This window comes from Altererythrobacter rubellus (genome assembly GCF_030284385.1).
GTDB classification, from domain to species: domain Bacteria; phylum Pseudomonadota; class Alphaproteobacteria; order Sphingomonadales; family Sphingomonadaceae; genus Erythrobacter; species Erythrobacter rubellus.
Genome location: NZ_CP127221.1, coordinates 1505717 through 1522556 on the forward strand (window position 1 = coordinate 1505717; position 16840 = coordinate 1522556).

The window sequence follows — 16840 nt, forward strand, 5'->3', positions numbered from 1 at the left end:
CTCTATTCACGCTGGCTAAAAATGCCTCTTATCTGCGGCTGGAGCTCTGGCCCGTAGTGCGCAAGCACCGGCCAATCCCCAACCGGCAATTGATGCGAAACTAGCGTAATGCCGTTCCATCGGTGGAATGCGATAATGGGTGGTTCGTCTGCGATCAGCGCCCGGCCATCAGGGGTAGCCCCATCGATTTGGCGCAGGTCGAGCGTCACAGCGGGCGCGATTGATCCCGTGACCCCTAGCGGAACACCACGAAAGCTTGTTTGCAGTGACCGGTGCAAATGGCCGCTATGGATAGCAAGGATTTGATCATTGCCATCGATCGCTTGCGCAAAATTTGCGATCCAACTTTCATCCGGGCTTGGGTCCATCCAGTCGATCCCACTGACAATGGGCGGGTGATGCATGAAGATAAGCGTCGGCGTGTCAGAGTGATCTGCGAGCTGCGTGCTCAACCAGTTTTTGCGCGCCTCGCAAAAGGCACCACCGTGTCGCCCAGGCTCAAATGTATCGAGGCACAAGTTTCGCAGTCCCGCCTGTTCGATAGCGTAATGGACAAATCCATTGTCGCTGGAGCAGTTGGGGAACGTTTCGAGCAGGGTCTCGCGTGTGTCGTGATTGCCCACCAGAGGATATACCGGGAAAGGTAAATCGAGGAGCGGTTCCACAAGCCGCGCAAAGCTCTCCGCATCTCCTCGGTCAGTCAAATCGCCAGAAAGCACTAGCATGTCGGGAAGCTCGGGTTGGTGCAACAAATGCGCGAGGGCTTGGCGAAAGCGCTTAAGATTCGCCTCTTCGTCGCCGCCTTCCCGATCGAAACCGATATGAATATCAGTCATTTGTGCGATCAGCAGAGATTGTTCCTTGTTGGCCATCTCAGCGCGCCTCCGGGCCTAGGTTAGCGATCTCGCTGCGGCGGTTGTCGGGGTGATCTTGCGGCATAGGCGTGCCTGGCCGGTGATATGAATGGCACATCGCGCAGCTTGAAGGCACTTCGGCCTCAATCGCGGTTTCGCCCTGGTGGCATTCGCGGCAACTCGCGAGATCAGGCAGCAGTACATCGCTCGACACCTTGGAGCTTTCCGCTTCATGGCAGGTGCTGCATTCCTCTTGCCGGTGCGCGTGATGGTCAAAGCCGCCGTGTGCGAAGTAGCGATCAGGGAGATTGACCGGCATCACGTCGAGCCTATTGCCGCTTGTCGCTGGCAAATGGCATTCGCCGCACACGCCGCCGGGCGCGAGCGCGCGGTCAATCCCGACCAGCGAACGCCCGGGCGGTCCGAAATTTGAGTAGTAGAGCCCGCCACGTGCATATCTTTCAGGGCGCGAGCGTCCCGTGACGACCGGGCGGCGCGGGCTGCGGTCCATCGCCCGCAGATCGGCCAGCATCTGGTCAACATCGCCATGGTGCAACGTTCGGAACGTGCCGCCCACTTGATCATAGGCGAGGCTGTGGCAGCTCTCGCAATTGGCTTCCATGTCGATCGGTTCGAAGCTGACCCGGTCGCTGGTCGCTTCATGGCAGTCTTTGCAAGCCAGCGCTGAGCCATAGCCTGCGCCACGGCCTAGGCGTATCGCCATACGCGCAACCCCGCCTTGTGGATCGAGATGCACGTCATGCGGGAACTTGAGCCCGTTGCGTTCGCGCGGCCTGTCGCCCAGCGAGATGCGCCTGGGCTCTTGCTGTCGGAATTCGGTAAAGATAGCGGCTTTGAACTCGGGATGGGTTTTGCCGAAATCGCTCGCATTGGCGAGGGTTGTATCCGTCAGGCGCGTATCGAGCGTGTCGTGGCAGTCAGCGCACAACAGTTGGCTTGCCGGTCCCATCCGGGTAGGGCCTTCGTGCTCAGTGTGGCATGTCGTGCACGCACCCGGGCCTTCCTTGCCGAACATGCCTGCCACTGCCCATTGGAAGCCCTCGCCAAATTCATGCGGTGCGCGTCCATTGGCAAGGCGCGGAGCTTCAGCATGATCGCCGATATCTTCGTGGCAGGTGAGGCAGGCTTCATCGCGGACCGACACGAAAGCGTCCACGTGACAGGCTTCGCAATTGTCTTCGAGGCTGTGATGCGCAAGGCTGAGCTTGCCGGTGCTCCAGCTTCCATCGAAATCGACCTGGCCCGCGCGATCGACGTCGTTTGTTGTAATCCGTTCGCGAGTGAGATGCGAAGCAATCGGGACGGCGAGGAAAGTGAACAGTATCGCCGCGGCCAAACCCCAGGACATCGCTCGCTTGCCGGGCAATGTACCAGCAAGCGCAAAGCTGCGTTTGGCATCGACCGCATCCTCGCCGCTAACCGCTTTGGTGATGATCAGCATCACCTGGCCATTGTTCTGACTGATCGCCAGTCGCGAGCTGCCCAGCGCCAATTCTGCACCTTGCGCGGGATCGATGCTGGCAGCTTTCTCCGTCCGGCCATCTATCTCAAATCCCAGCCTACTGATCGCTTTGATATCAAGCTTTTCGCCTGTCGCGGCGGCGATCGTCACGTGATGCTGCTCAACTGCGAGATCGGACAAATGGATGTCGTTTTCCGCCGCGCGGCCAATTGAGAGCGTGTCTTTATCGACCACGCTCTCGCGCACGATTTCACGCCCTGACGCGGTTTGATCGATGGTGCGGATCAGGAACGCCATCTGCCTAACCCCAATAGTAGAACACGCTGATCACATGCGCGAGCAGCGCGGTGAGCAAAGCGATTGTTGCTGGGATATGGATGAACAGCCAGACTTCGAGCAGCGCCTTCAAGCGCATCTGGCGGCGAATTTGTGCCAATTGTGCTGAACGGGTTCTCAGCAGAGCAGAGACGCGAGCTTTCGGGGCCTGTTGGTCGCTAGCTGCGCGGAAATCTTCCCGGAAGGCAGTGAGCGCGCGTGCGGTGGCGCAGTGGCGATAGCGTCCTGTCAGCCGTACCCATCCGCCTCCCGCAAAAACGTTCTGCTCCAGCGCTGCAATAACCAGATCGGCTTCGTCGCGCGGCAAGGGTTGGGCGGCTTGTTCAAGCTGCCGATCGATTGCAGCAAGTGCTTCGACCATTTGCCCGCGGGTCATTTGCTTGCGGTTCGCGCTCAAACGTTCTGGCAAGGTCGCATAGACCACCACGCCATAGATGCCTGACGCGATCACTAGCATCATCAAGGCCCAAGCCAACGTGTGGACGTTCCAGCCCAGCTGAAAGCCGGTATGGAGCGTGCCAATAACCACCAGTGACAGTCCGAGAAAGACATGCGCGCTGGTCCAAGCCTTGAGGCTCCAATGCCCTTCATTGATTCGGCGCTTGCGCACGCCGAGCAGCGAGAGCCACACAATCAGCCCCAGGCCGATCGTACCCAGCGTATAGCCATACCAGCTGCCTCCATTGGGCCGGGGTTCTTGGTCGATCAGCAGATAGCCGAGGAACAACACTAAGCTCAGCCCACCAGCGATTTTCGCCCAGCGCATGCCGCGATGGGTGAGGAAACTCTCATGTTCCGCGCCGCGCCGCGTGCCATGAAAGTCGACCTTGCTCTCGGGAAGGCTCACCATTACTCGCCTCCCTCGATCCGCGCGACAGAAAGGAATTTCTCAGGCGCAACCCGGATCGCTGCGCCGGTGGGACATGCGCGCACGCAAGCTGGCCCGCCTTCGATCCCACTGCACATATCGCATTTGATCGCGAGCTTGGGCTGCTGCACTGCTTCATTTTCAGCGATTGCTTTGCGCCATTTGGACGGCGCTTCGCCAGGGCCGGGCCCTTTGCCGAACAGTAGCCATTGCAGCAGCGATGGCTTGGCCGGCGGCTTCGCATCCATCCGGATCACGCCATAGGGGCAGTTGCGCTCGCAATTGCCGCAACCGATGCAGGTCTCATCGATGAACACTTCGCCATCCGGGCCACGCTTGATTGCATTGGGGGGGCAATCGGCCATGCAATGCGGATGTTCGCAGTGGCGGCAACTGGTGGGGACATGCAAATGCGCGTAGCTGCGCCCGGCTTCTCTGTCGAGTCGCGACAAGCCGTCATGGCTGTCCGCACAGGCATTCTCGCAATTGTCGCAGCCGATGCAGAGTTTCTCGTCGATCAGCAGCACATCGGTCGCTTCGCCGATGCCGTTATCAACCAGGAATTGTGCGGTTTCCGAATAGAGATCGACGGCGCCGCTGAAGCTCGATTTGCGGCTCTCGACAAAGGCGTTGATCTCGCGCCGGTTCGCCATTTCCGCCAGCGCGGTCTCGCGCAGCGTGGGATTGCGCTCGATCAGAGCTATAAAGGCATCGCCAGGCAGTCGGATCAGTTCGGATTTGATTGCAGCCTTGACGCTGGCGATGCGCGGGGAACCGTCGATTACCGCCATCTCGCCGAAATAGGAGCCCGCGGGGAGATAGTTCAGGAACACCTGTTTGCCACCGATTGCTTTCTCAACGATCATAGAGCCGCTGCGTATGATGAAAACGTCCTTGTCGTCTGCGCCCTCCGTGACAGCAGCTTCGCCCGCCCTCACTTCGACCAATTCAGCGCTTTCCACCAGTTCTGCGACGTCATTAGAAGTCAGACCCGAACCAAACATCTGGAGCAACTGTCGCTCAATGGAGATGCGGTTGACCACGCGATTGGCACCGGGTGACGTTGCCAGCAATTTGAGCGCCGCCGTGCGGGACAATTCGATCGCTACAATCGGTTCAGCGGCGCGAATCGTTGCTCCGCGCTTGCGTCCGGAAATGAGGCCAACCTCGCCAAAGATCGAGCCTTGGGAGATCGGTACAGTCTGTGAAGGGTCGTCGGGATTCACTTCGACTGCGACTGAACCTTGCGCGATGGCGAACATTGATGATCCGGGGGCATTGCGGGCGAAGATCAGCTCGCCAGATGTGTAGGCATGGACTGTGCTGTCGAGCATCAGCTCGCGCAATTGTAGCGGTGAAAGATCGTTGAAGATCTCTATATTCTGGCCAAACAGCTCAAGCCATTCATCAACGCTGCGATTGCCGGGCAAGGGCGCAAATTTCTCTGCCAGGATCGGCTCGTCAGCGGGCTTGAGATTTGCATTTCCATTGAGGAATTCGATCACATCATAGCCCTGGTTCATACAGTGCTTGATCAACGGATAGCCTGCCAAGGCCCCGATCACGTGGATACCGGATTGGGTTGTCTCGAAGCTGGGCGAAAGCTTGGGAAAGGCGCTTCTTTCTCCGCTTGTAAACTCGATTCCGCAAGCTTCGACGAAGGTGCGTGGCGGCTGCGACCCGGTCCGCGCGATGATCCGGTCGCATGGAATCGCGACTTCCCCATCGCGAGTCTCAAGAACCAATTCGCCAGGCTTGACTTCGGATGGGCTTGTCTCCCGCCGGACGATAAGGCGACCGTCCTGCTCCGCCTCTTCAAGCTGTTTGACGTTAGCGGCTTTCGCGCGGGCGAAATCTGCCCGCCGATTGAGAATGGTGACTGTGTTGCGCTGCGCTTCGTCAGCGGCGAGTCCAAGCGCATTCTCGATCCCTGCATCGCCTGATCCAACGACGGTGATGTGCTCGTCGAAATATTCTCCCGGATCGTCGAGCTGATACTGGATATGCGGCAAGTCAGCGCCAGGGACCCGCAGGCGATTGGGATTGCCTTGCGTGCCGATGGCGAGGACTACGGCTTGCGCAGTCAGTTCACGCCCGTCTGCTAGCTTGATGGTGAAATCACCCGTCTCGCCTTCGATTGCGGCAACTTCAGCATTGAGCATCACATTGATGCCTTGGCTTGCGGCCTGATCGTCCCAAGTGCTGAGGACCCGCTCTCGCTTGCCGGCTTCGAAATCGAGATCAGAGCGCAGCACGAGGTTGGATGGTGTCGCCATCACATGCTTGCCCTTCTGGTATTTGTAGATCGTGTCAGACAGGTGGTCGGTTTTCTCTATCAGCACATGGTTCATGCCGAGGGCGGCCGCGCGCCCGGCCGCGCTCAGTCCAGCGGGGCCGGAACCAATTATCGCAACCCGGAAAACTTTGGGCAAGTCCGAACTCCAATATTCAAATTGCCGTTACAAACGACTGTACCGCAAGCTGCCAAAAATACCAAAGGTAATTGCCCACAATCATTGGAAATGCTACTTCGAAAACATGCACGCATCAGAAAACCCTAAGACTTTGGAGAACGGCATTAGCCGCCCCCAACTTGGAGTGCTGTTTGGTGCAGTGCTCCTGTTGATAACGGTGGTCGGTTATAAGGCATGGGATGGTGGCAGTGAGGCCAAGGCCTCAGGTCAAGACCCAGCGGGTCCGATCAACATCGAACAATTGCGTGCAACAGCAGATGCGGCGGGCGACAACGCACTGCCGTGGCAGCAATTGGGCTTCGCACATTTTCAGCGGGGTGAATTTCTGGAGGCTGAGGCTGCATATGAACGCTCCGTCGCTCTGGACGATGATGAAGCCGTGCTTTGGTCGGCCTTGGGCGAAGCACGTGTCATGGCGTCTCAGCGCGAACCGTTGCCTCCCAGTGCATTGGAGGCATTCAATCGCGCAATCGAACTTGATCCAAGCGATCCGCGCGCTCGCTATTTCCTCAATGTACAGAAGGATCTTGACGGCGATCACAATAGCGCGATCGCGGGTTGGTTGGCCCTCTTGGCAGAAACGCCGCAAAGCGCTCCATGGGAAACCGATCTCATCCGCACAATCGAGCAAGTCGGTGCGATCAATGGGATCGATGTCGAGGAGCGGATTGTTATCGCGCAAGCGGTGCGGGGTTCAACAGCGGTTAGCGATACTCCGCGCGGACCGACGCAGGCTCAGATCGCTGCGGCAGGCTCAATACCTCCAAGCGAACAGCGTACGATGGCCGAAGGCATGGTCGGGCGGCTAGAAAGGCGGCTAGCAAAAAACCCCAGCGATGTTCAAGGTTGGATCATGTTGATTCGCAGCCGCATGACGCTAGATCAGCCCGATCTAGCGAACGAGGCCTTACAGGCAGCGCTTGCCACCAATCCCGCTTCCGAAGCGCGAATTCGCGAAGAAGCTGCGCTACTAGGTGTGCGTTAGAACGCGCTCATCACAAAGGTTGCGAGCGAGGCGGCAAGGCCAGCCAGAAAAACGCGGGATGACCATCCCAGTAGCCGATATTTCTTGCGGTGTAACACTTGGCCGTTCTGGTAGATGTCACGCAGCATCAAGTGATACATCGCTTCCTCATCGCTGAGCTTTGACACTACGGACTTTGCGAACTGCTCTTCTTCCATCTGCGTAAAGACTCCGAAAAACAGGATATTGGGCTGATCGTCTGCGACCGGCTTGGCGCCTGCTGTTGGCAAGACAGCTACAATCGCCAAACAAGCTGACACAAAGGCGGAAACACCTAGCGCCACCATTGCAGGCGCCGGATCGCCGCTGCTTGCCTGTCCCATGGCGAGTGTGAAAACCACGATGGCTGCACCCATCAGTAAGCTTGCCTTTTGGTCAGCCATCTGGCTCAATGTGAGGTTGGTCTGCGTGATCGTGCGCACCAGATGAATAGCTTGTGGAGAGAAGGCCTTGTCTGAGCCTTGCGGAGCCTCGCTCATACGACGCCAAACGCCAACATGGCATCTGCAACCTTCTTGAAGCCTGCAATATTCGCGCCTTTGACATAGTCAGTATAGCCGCCGTCTTGCGTTCCATAGGTGAGGCAGCGCTCGTGAATACCGTGCATGATATCACGCAGCATCTCTTGCAATTCATCTTCGCTCCATGACCGGCGAAGCGAATTTTGGCTCATTTCAAGCCCTGATACTGCAACGCCGCCCGCATTAGCGGCTTTGCCTGGCGCGTACAGCAGCTTGGCAACTTTGAACACATGCACACCTTCAAGGTCGGTTGGCATGTTCGCGCCTTCTGACACCGCGATGCAACCATTTTCAACCAATGCGCGGGCATCATCGCCCAGCAGCTCGTTTTGTGTCGCGCAGGGCAGGGCAACGTCGCACGTCACATGCCATGGCGTCTTGCCTTCGTGGAAAGTCGCATTGCTGTATCTTTCCGCGTATTCGGAAATCCGTCCGCGCTGGCGGTTCTTGTGGTCCTTCACCCAATGAAGTTTCTCCAAATCAATCCCGTCGGGATCATGGATGAAGCCTCCTGAATCTGACAAAGTGAGCACCTTGCCGCCGAGCTGGATGATCTTCTCTGCAGCATGGGTTGCGACATTGCCTGAGCCGGAGATTGCGGCAGTCTTGCCCTCAAGATCCATCTCCTTGGTCGCAAGCATATTGGCGAGGAAATAAACCGCGCCATATCCGGTCGCTTCCGGCCTAATGAGCGAGCCGCCATACTCCAGGCCTTTGCCGGTCAGCACGCCGTTGAAGTGGTTGGTGATGCGTTTGTATTGGCCGAACATGTAGCCAATTTCGCGCCCGCCGACACCGATATCACCCGCGGGAACATCAACATCAGGACCGATGTGACGATAGAGCTCGGTCATGAAGCTTTGACAAAACCGCATGATTTCGCGCTCGCTCTTGCCTTTGGGATTGAAGTTGGAGCCGCCTTTCCCGCCTCCCATAGGTAGGCCAGTTAGTGCATTTTTGAATGTCTGCTCGAAAGCGAGGAATTTGAGCACGCTCTCGGTGACACTCGAGTGAAAGCGAATGCCGCCTTTGTAAGGGCCGATGGCATTGTTGTTCTGCACGCGCCAACCGCGTTGGACGCGTATATCGCCTTTGTCGTCTTCCCAGCACACGCGAAAGCTTACGACCCGATCGGGCTCGGCGATACGCCGCAAGATTTGCTCGCTGTGGTAGTCTTCCTTGTCTTCTATGAAATCGAAGATATCTTCCGCTACTTCCTGCACGGCTTGCACAAATTCGGGTTGATGCGGATTTCGTCGCTTGACGCCCTCCATAAAGCCATTGAAATCGACGTGTTCTACCATCTGCTGTTGACCTCCCCCTAACAGGCTACTGCATTTAACGCATGACAGTTTTTATCTTGTGTGACCAAGGGGCAAAAGACGCAATGTCTTTTTCATAATACTGCCTGTCATCAGATAAATTGAGACACGCTGAGGCTTTGGTTTAGCGAGTGTTTGGCCTCATCTGGTTGATGTTTTTTAAGCGGCGAGCTTGCGGTGAAGCAAGCGCCGATGTTCAAGCTTCTTTCGTTTCAACTTTTCTCTTATTTGGATAATTTCTGTGGCTCTGCCGAAGTAGGCATCGGCCGGTGTGACGTTGTCGAGGCTTTCGCGGTAGCTTGTGTGTCAGTGAGGAGGTAATCGAGCACTGCACTTTTGCATTCTGGGCTTCTGAGTTTGGGTCGCAGATTAGCGCGGCGCACCGGTCAGGCAAGGGGTTATCTACGAGTTAACTGGGGCTTTGCTGGCAGCTTTGTGTTGCGACACATAGGGCGAGGGACTAGGCAGCGAAGGCTTTTCGCAATTATACAACCTAAATAGAGTTGACCATCGGTTACCTACAGGTTTGAGGAAAAGCTAAAACACTAGGTTGGCCCCGTAGCTCAGCCGGATAGAGCACCAGATTCCTAATCTGGGGGCCGCGTGTTCGAATCACGCCGGGGTCACCACTCAGTTAGCGCGCGCCAATCCGTCGGTAATTTGCCCAGGCCAAAAGCGAGATTGTGGCTGAAGCAATGGCGACGAGCAGACATGTGCCGGCCCAGCCGTATCCATCATAGATCGCTGTGCCCAAAACGCTTCCAATGCCGCCGCCGATAAACATGATCACGATATAGATTGTCGTCAGCCGGGTTCGGATCGCGGGCTCCAGCGCCAGAAAGATCATCCGGCTTGTCACATCGACCGATGGGCCAACCAGATTGATGAGCGTGAGCGGAATTAGCACAGCCCATGCGCTGAACCCGAACGGATAGAGTAAAGCAATTCCCGCACATTGCAGCACAGCGACAATTGCTCTGGCGCGGCGCGGCCCGACATGGTCAGCCCATCGACCAATGCGCGGGGTTGTAAGAACACTGATCGCGCCAATACCCGCCAGATAACCGACAGCATCGACCCCATAACCAAGCGCAGGACTGGTTAGGTGCAAGGCAAGTGCCAGCCAGACTGCGGTGAAACAACCAAAATTAAGACCCTGAATCATCGCGGAATGGAGAACGTCTTTGTGCTGCTTAGCCAAACTGATCACCGACGCTAGAAGCTCTCGATAAGAACCGGTCGGGCGTTTTTCTGGCGCCGTCTCGCTCTGCATCGTGATCGGGAGCATCAACGTAACTGCAATCATCAGGCTGGCGGCGATCCAATAAACTGTGCGCCAACCGTAAACCTCTGTAACGATACCAGCGCCAACACGTGCGACAAGAATGCCAAAGATTACACCGGCTGTGAGTAGCGCAGTCACTTGACCGAGCCGCTCTGGAGCAACCCGCTTGGATGCAAACGCCGGGAGCTGATAGGGGGCAATTGTCACAAAGCCCAACAGTGTCGATGCCAATGTGAAGAGCGCAAACTGCGCTGCCAAAGCCATTCCCAACATCGCGAGCGTTTGCAGGCTGACAAACAGGATACAAAGGCTGCGGTTGGAATATCTATCGCCGAGCGGCAAAAGCAGGAAGATGCCAATTGCGAGTGCGATCTGATTGAGCGCAGGAACGACGCCAATTGCGCCATCGCTTACGCCGAAATCGCGCGCAACCTCTCCGATAATGGGATGGATGTAATACGCATTGGCAGTGACCACCGCGGTCGTCGCGGCGAGCCCGTATTCCTGAGCGCGGCTGAGATAGCCCGCTTGGCTCAATCCAGAATACCCGCCAGTTTACCCATCTCGATCACGCCCTGGGATAGCTCTGCCGGCCGGTCTTCCTGACAGAAATGACCGCAGCCGTTCAGGATTTCGTGCGGCATACCCTTTGCACCTTTGATCCGCCCGGCAAGAGCTTCGCCTAACCCGCCCGTAACAGGATCATCCGCACCAAACAGGGTCAGGAACGGTTTATCGAAAGCGGCCAGATGCTCCCAAGCTGCGGTGTTCTCTTCAATGCCCGCCATGCCATTTTCGACCGGCACCAACTGAGGGAATGCGCGTGCGCCCGCTTTGCTTGGTTCATCGGGGAAGGGGGCGTCATAGGCGGCAATTTCCGCCGCTGATCGTTCAGTATATGCGGCGCGTTGGAGCAGCTCACCGATCTTGAAATCGGGCGAGCTCTTGGCATACTCGCGCCAAGCGAGAAACGCAGGCGACGGCGTGCCGCCTGTCGGTAGGAATGTGTTACTGGCCACAACAAAGTTGAACCGGTCTGGCGCGCGGCCAACCATTCGCAGACCAAGCAGTCCGCCCCAGTCCTGACAGAATAGTCCGGCGGTTTTCGGCACAACTGCGTCGCGCCATTGTTCAAGCCAATCAACGTGGCGGGCATAGGTGTAAAAGTTTTGATCGTCGGGCTTGTCGCTTTTGCCAAATCCGATCAGGTCTGGCGCCAAACAACGAAATCCGGCATCGACCAGGATCGGGATCATTTTGCGATAGAGAAAGCTCCAGCTTGGCTCGCCATGGAACAGCAGGATGGGCGGCGCGTCACTCGGGCCTTCGTCCAGATAATGCATCTGCCCTTTGTGCCCGTCACCCAGATCAATTTCGAGCCATTGCTCTGCAAATGGATAGTCAGGGATATCCGCAAAGCGGGCTGGGTCGTAACGCAGAATTTCCATCGCTCTCAATCTCCTTGATGAAATTGAGTAGCACGAAAAAACCTAAAAACCACTAGGCCTTAACCATGGGTGCTATTTGTCGAGCGGGACCGCACCCTTGAATGTAGGTGTCACGTGGGGGAATGGAATTTTTATTCCCGCATTGTCCAGACCTTGCTTGATCGTGCAGATGACCTTGTCACGGCTTTCATGTCCGTCGCGATTGGTTGAACCAGTCCACCAACGCACCTTGAAATCGACAGAGCTGGAATTGAACTCCTGCGCGAAAACATCGATCCCTTTGTCGAGAATGATGCCATCGACGCTCTCTACCGATTTGCGGATCACTTCTGCTGCTTGATCAAGGTTTGGGTCATAGGCAACGCCAACTACGACATCGAAGCGGCGCCGGTCCTGATCGGTCAGTATCTCGACCGGGTTCTTGAACAGTATCGAGTTTGGAACGACCGTCAGCTCTCCAGACAGGGCGCGAATGTGCGTTTCGCGCAAGGTGATGTGTTCTACCTTGCCAATTATCCCTTCGCATTCGATCGTGTCGCCAATGCGCATTTTCTCGCGCAGCATGATCAGCACGCCTGCAAGGAAGTTCTCGAAAATATCCTGAAATGCAAAACCGATTGCAACTTCGCCGATGCCAAGTCCCGCAAACAGACTGCCAGGTGTAAGGTCGGAAAAAACGATTATCGCTGCCAGCATTACGCCGAACAACCAGATGGCCAGTTTCACCAAAGTCGCCACCAGATTGCGCAGAGAAGGGCGAAGGTCAACTTTTTCCGGTAATGCGACCCGCAATCTTGACTGCAAAACCAGCAAGCAATCCGGTCAGCAAAAGGACAATGATGGCGACGATGATCACCGGTATCGACTGGGCAAATCAGTCCATCATCGCCGTGACCTGATAATCGATCTGATTGAGCATATTTGAGTTTTCCCTCTTTGCTTACCAAGCCAATGGATAGCGCGAGGGTAATGGTCCCAAAGTTCAGATTGCGCAAGTCTATCAACTTGATCAGGTGGACTTGGCGCGCGCACTTGGGCAATCAGCGCAAGCAACTTCAAATAGGGAAATCCAGCAGTGATGCAGGAAAGCGAAGAACTGACTGAAATCCGGCGCGCGGTGCGTGCGTTATGTGAAGAGTTTCCCGGCGAATATTGGCGCGACAAGGATCGAACGCGGGATTACCCGGCCGAGTTTGTCGATGCGCTCACCAGATCTGGGTTTCTGGCAGCGCTGATTCCGGAGGAATTTGGGGGCAGTGGCCTAAAACTTGATGCGGCATCGGTCATTATGGAAGAGATCCAGGCTTCAGGTTGCAATGGCGGTGCGGCCCATGCGCAAATGTATATCATGAACACGCTGCTTCGGTATGGGAGTGACGCGCAAAAGGCCGAATACCTGCCCAAGATCGCCAATGGTGAGTTACGCCTTCAGGCGTTTGGCGTTTCCGAGCCAACCAGTGGAACAGATACACTTTCGCTCAAGACTCGAGCTACCAAAGACGGTGATGAATATGTGATCAACGGCCAGAAGATCTGGACAAGCCGTGCAGAGCATTCCGATCTGATGCTCTTGCTAGCTAGGACAACTCCGCGAGAGGAAGTGGAAAAGCGAACCGAGGGACTGTCGATCTTCCTGGTCGATATGCGGGAAGTTGTGGGCAAGGGAATGACGATCAAGCCCATCCGCACGATGATGAACCATTCATCCTGCGAGGTGTTCTTCGACGATATGCGTATCCCGGCAGGCGCGCTGATTGGGGAAGAAGGCAAGGGCTTCCGCTATATCCTGTCCGGCATGAACGCAGAGCGCGTTTTGATCGCTGCTGAATGCATCGGCGATGCCAAATGGTTCATTGAAAAAGCGAAGGGCTACGCCAATGAGCGCGAAGTTTTCGGCCGCCCGATCGGCCAGAATCAAGGCGTGCAATTTCCGATCGCGCGCTGCTACGCGCAAATGCGCGCGGCCGAATTGATGGTGCACCATGCGGCGGATGTTTATGATCAGGGCGGCAATGCGGGCGAAGAGGCGAATATGGCAAAGCTGCTTGCATCGGAGGCGAGCTGGGCCGCGGCTGACATGTGTGTGCAGACCCTTGGCGGGTTTGGATTCGCTGAAGAATATGATGTGGAGCGCAAGTTTCGCGAAGCGCGGCTCTACACAGTTGCGCCCATATCGACCAATCTCATCCTGTCATACTTGTCCGAACATGTACTCGGACTGCCGCGTTCATACTGATTTGTGACACAAACTACTTGCAAGCGGCAGTTAACTATGATTCTGTGGCTTTGACGAGGACGGGGCAAAATGCGCAAACCACCAAAAGAGCAATTGAGGCAGGGCTTGGCTCTTGCGGCACTGCTGGTCATTGCGAGTTTTGCGATTGCGGGTCCGACAGGACTGTTGGCTTGGAACGAGAGTGAAGAGCTGCTGGAACAACGCAAGGCTCACATTGCGGAAACGCAAGCCAAGCGGGACATGCTCAAGAACAAAGTCGACCGGCTTCACCCGGATGGAGCGGACCCTGATCTGGTCGGCGAACTGTTGCGGGAGAACATGAATGTTGTTCACCCGGATGAGATCGTCATAACGCTCGATCAAGAGTAATCGCGGCGCAATTCAAACTGATGATTTCGTATGCGCAGATGCGCGCTTGACGTTGCGTAACCGTGCGGCTTGCGCCTATATCATGCGCGCAACCCACCTCTCCGGGGAAGAACAATAAACAAGGATGAGAGCTTTGGCTAAAGCGGCGAAAAAGGCGCAGAATGCGTCTGCTAAATCTCCAGCTTCGGACGACGGCGATTTCGTTCTGCATTCGCTTCAGGAAGCGCATGAGAAGAACCTGAAATACGATGCCAGCGACGAGGAATTGCTGACATTCTATGAGCAAATGCTTCTTATTCGCCGGTTTGAGGAGAAGGCCGGGCAGCTATATGGTCTCGGCCTGATCGGCGGGTTTTGTCACTTGTATATCGGGCAGGAAGCGGTTGCGATTGGCCTCCAAAGCGCGCTCGACAATGATCGCGACAGCGTGATCACCGGCTATCGCGATCATGGACATATGCTTGCGTATGGCATCGATCCCAACGTCATTATGGCAGAGCTGACCGGACGTCAGGCTGGTATATCGAAGGGGAAGGGCGGCTCGATGCATATGTTCAGCACCGAGCACAAATTCTATGGCGGCCATGGCATTGTCGGGGCACAGGTGTCGCTCGGCGGCGGGCTCGCCTTGGCGCACAAATACAAAGAGGATGGCGGTTTGTGCCTGGCGTATTTTGGCGATGGCGCGGCCAACCAAGGACAGGTCTATGAGACCTTCAACATGGCGTCCCTTTGGAATTTGCCGATCGTGTTTGTGGTAGAGAACAATCAGTATGCCATGGGCACCAGCACTGCACGCTCTAGCGCGGAAACCGAATTTCACCGGCGCGGTACAGCATTCCGTATTCCCGGGATGGACGTGAATGGTATGGACGTGCTCCAAGTGCGTAGCGCGGCCGAAATCGCATTCAAGCACGTGCGCGAAGGCGGCGGCCCCGTGCTGATTGAGTGCAATACCTATCGTTACCGCGGCCATTCAATGTCTGACCCTGCGAAGTATCGTAGCCGCGAAGAGGTGCAGGGTATGCGCGACAATCGCGATCCCATCGAAGGGCTCAAGAAAGTCCTTCTCGAAAAAGGGAAGACAGAGGAAGACTTGAAAGCCATCGACAAGGCAATCCGGGCCCGCGTTGCAGAGAGCGCGGACTTTGCCGAAACTTCGCCAGAGCCGGATGCATCTGAACTCTACACCGATGTTTTGGTGGAGGAGTATTGAGCCATGGCGATCGAACTCAAGATGCCCGCGCTTTCTCCGACTATGGAGGAGGGCACGCTCACCAAATGGCTGAAGAAGGTTGGTGATACGATCGAAGCTGGCGACATCATTGCAGAGATCGAGACCGATAAGGCAACGATGGAATTTGAAGCCATTGACGATGGTGTGATCACGAAGATCCTCGTCGCGGAAGGCACCGAGAATGTCGCTGTCGGTACTGTAATTGCCGAGCTCGAAGGCGAAGGTGACGAGGCGAGCGCTTCGGAAACACCTTCGGCTGCCGCTCCTGTCGTCGCGCCTGCGCCAGCACCGTCAGCTGCTCCTTCGAAGCCGGTTACGACACCAAAAGCTGATCCTTCGATCCCCGAAGGCACGAGCTTCTCCCAAGTTTCGGTACGCGAAGCGCTGCGTGATGGGATGGCAGAAGAGATGCGCCGCGACGATCGCGTCTTTGTGATGGGTGAAGAAGTCGCCGAGTACCAGGGTGCCTATAAGGTTACGCAAGGACTGCTCGACGAATTTGGCCCGAAGCGCGTGATCGACACGCCAATTACAGAATATGGCTTTGCAGGCATTGGAACCGGCGCGGCTATGGGTGGATTGCGCCCAATTGTCGAGTTCATGACCTTCAACTTCGCGATGCAGGCGATTGATCACATCATCAATTCAGCCGCGAAAACAAACTATATGTCTGGCGGCCAGATGCGCTGTCCAATCGTATTCCGCGGCCCGAATGGCGCAGCCAGCCGGGTTGGCGCCCAACACAGCCAGAACTATGGCCCGTGGTATGCCAGCGTGCCGGGCCTGATCGTGATTGCACCATATGACAGTGCAGATGCGAAAGGCCTGATGAAAGCAGCAATCCGCAGCGAGGACCCTGTTGTCTTCCTCGAAAACGAGCTGGTCTATGGTCGCAGCTTCGATGTGCCCGACGTTGACGAATATGTCCTGCCCATCGGCAAGGCGCGCATCATGCGCGAAGGCAGCGACGTTACAATCGTCAGCTACTCAATCGGGGTCGGGCTCGCGCTGGAAGCCGCGGAGACGCTGGCCGAAGAAGGCATCGATGCAGAAGTGATCGACCTGCGCACTTTGCGTCCGCTGGACCGGGAAGCAATCCTGACTTCGCTCGCCAAAACAAACCGCCTCGTGATTGCTGAGGAGGGCTGGCCAACTTGCTCAATCGCGTCTGAAGTGATGGCGGTTTGCATGGAGGATGGCTTCGATCATCTAGACGCGCCGGTCTTGCGTGTATGCGATGAGGATGTCCCGCTGCCTTATGCGGCAAACCTGGAGAAGCTTGCGTTTATTGACGCTCCGCGCATCGTCGCAGCAGTCAAGAAGGTTTGTTACAAGGCCTAGTCCGCAACGAAAACGGCGGGCACTGTGGCCCCCCGCTTTGAC

General features: G+C 56.4%; 14 protein-coding genes, 1 tRNA gene and 1 pseudogene. 6 read left to right on the forward strand and 10 right to left on the reverse strand.

Annotated elements, in window-relative coordinates:
- Positions 1–2: 2 nt before the first annotated feature.
- Genes QQX03_RS07535 through QQX03_RS07550 form a run of 4 tightly spaced genes read right to left on the reverse strand, consistent with a single transcriptional unit; the run spans position 3 to position 5973 of the window.
- Positions 3–836 carry a metallophosphoesterase gene (locus QQX03_RS07535; protein WP_285975144.1) on the reverse strand — a complete coding sequence of 278 codons (834 nt, stop codon included), beginning with the start codon at positions 834–836 and terminating at the stop codon, positions 3–5.
- Positions 837–873: 37 nt separating this feature from the next.
- Positions 874–2634 carry a cytochrome c3 family protein gene (locus QQX03_RS07540; protein WP_285975145.1) on the reverse strand — a complete coding sequence of 587 codons (1761 nt, stop codon included), beginning with the start codon at positions 2632–2634 and terminating at the stop codon, positions 874–876.
- A 4-nt stretch (positions 2635–2638) separates the two neighbouring features.
- A complete protein-coding gene (locus QQX03_RS07545; protein WP_285975146.1) occupies positions 2639–3523 on the reverse strand; it encodes a hypothetical protein in 885 nt (294 codons plus the stop codon).
- A complete protein-coding gene (locus QQX03_RS07550; RefSeq protein WP_285975147.1) occupies positions 3523–5973 on the reverse strand; it encodes an NAD(P)-binding domain-containing protein in 2451 nt (816 codons plus the stop codon). The genes QQX03_RS07545 and QQX03_RS07550 overlap by 1 nt, the downstream gene beginning before the upstream one ends.
- A gap of 106 nt (positions 5974–6079) precedes the next feature.
- On the opposite strand from QQX03_RS07550, the gene QQX03_RS07555 reads away from it, so the two are divergent.
- The gene (locus QQX03_RS07555) at positions 6080–7000 is read left to right on the forward strand and encodes a tetratricopeptide repeat protein (protein WP_285975148.1); all 921 of its coding nucleotides are present in this window, start codon (positions 6080–6082) and stop codon (positions 6998–7000) included.
- On the opposite strand, the gene QQX03_RS07560 is transcribed toward QQX03_RS07555, so the two are convergent.
- The 3 genes and pseudogenes from QQX03_RS07560 to QQX03_RS07570 all read right to left on the reverse strand — a co-directional run.
- The gene (locus QQX03_RS07560) at positions 6997–7518 is read right to left on the reverse strand and encodes a Pycsar system effector family protein (RefSeq protein WP_285975149.1); all 522 of its coding nucleotides are present in this window, start codon (positions 7516–7518) and stop codon (positions 6997–6999) included. The two genes, QQX03_RS07555 and QQX03_RS07560, sit on opposite strands and share 4 nt — an antisense overlap.
- Positions 7515–8864: an NADP-specific glutamate dehydrogenase gene (gdhA, locus tag QQX03_RS07565; protein WP_285975150.1), complete on the reverse strand. Its 1350-nt coding sequence runs from the start codon at positions 8862–8864 to the stop codon at positions 7515–7517. Before gdhA ends, QQX03_RS07560 begins: the two co-directional genes overlap by 4 nt.
- A gap of 177 nt (positions 8865–9041) precedes the next feature.
- Positions 9042–9188: pseudogene (locus tag QQX03_RS07570) on the reverse strand (IS3 family transposase); the annotation flags it as partial.
- Positions 9189–9434: 246 nt separating this feature from the next.
- On the opposite strand from QQX03_RS07570, the gene QQX03_RS07575 reads away from it, so the two are divergent.
- Positions 9435–9511: transfer RNA gene (locus QQX03_RS07575), tRNA-Arg, on the forward strand.
- A gap of 5 nt (positions 9512–9516) precedes the next feature.
- Here the strand turns inward: QQX03_RS07575 and QQX03_RS07580 are convergent.
- The 3 genes from QQX03_RS07580 to QQX03_RS07590 all read right to left on the reverse strand — a co-directional run bounded on the left by QQX03_RS07580 (position 9517) and on the right by QQX03_RS07590 (position 12341).
- Positions 9517–10704: an MFS transporter gene (locus tag QQX03_RS07580; RefSeq protein WP_285975151.1), complete on the reverse strand. Its 1188-nt coding sequence runs from the start codon at positions 10702–10704 to the stop codon at positions 9517–9519.
- On the reverse strand, positions 10701–11615 hold the full coding sequence (locus QQX03_RS07585) for a haloalkane dehalogenase (RefSeq protein WP_285975152.1): 915 nt from the start codon (positions 11613–11615) through the stop codon (positions 10701–10703). The genes QQX03_RS07580 and QQX03_RS07585 overlap by 4 nt, the downstream gene beginning before the upstream one ends.
- Before the next feature lie 72 nt (positions 11616–11687).
- Positions 11688–12341, reverse strand: a complete 654-nt coding sequence (locus tag QQX03_RS07590) for a mechanosensitive ion channel family protein (RefSeq protein ID WP_285975153.1) — start codon at positions 12339–12341, stop codon at positions 11688–11690.
- A gap of 352 nt (positions 12342–12693) precedes the next feature.
- On the opposite strand from QQX03_RS07590, the gene QQX03_RS07595 reads away from it, so the two are divergent.
- The 4 genes from QQX03_RS07595 (at position 12694) to QQX03_RS07610 (ending at position 16798) form a co-directional block, all read left to right on the forward strand.
- A complete protein-coding gene (locus QQX03_RS07595; RefSeq protein WP_285975154.1) occupies positions 12694–13851 on the forward strand; it encodes an acyl-CoA dehydrogenase family protein in 1158 nt (385 codons plus the stop codon).
- Between the two features lie 69 nt (positions 13852–13920).
- Positions 13921–14220 (forward strand): FtsB family cell division protein, encoded by a 300-nt coding sequence (locus tag QQX03_RS07600; protein ID WP_285975155.1) that lies wholly within the window; start codon positions 13921–13923, stop codon positions 14218–14220.
- Positions 14221–14344: 124 nt separating this feature from the next.
- The gene (pdhA, locus tag QQX03_RS07605) at positions 14345–15436 is read left to right on the forward strand and encodes a pyruvate dehydrogenase (acetyl-transferring) E1 component subunit alpha (protein ID WP_285975156.1); all 1092 of its coding nucleotides are present in this window, start codon (positions 14345–14347) and stop codon (positions 15434–15436) included.
- Between the two features lie 3 nt (positions 15437–15439).
- Positions 15440–16798 carry a pyruvate dehydrogenase complex E1 component subunit beta gene (locus QQX03_RS07610; RefSeq protein WP_285975157.1) on the forward strand — a complete coding sequence of 453 codons (1359 nt, stop codon included), beginning with the start codon at positions 15440–15442 and terminating at the stop codon, positions 16796–16798.
- Positions 16799–16840 lie beyond the last annotated feature (42 nt).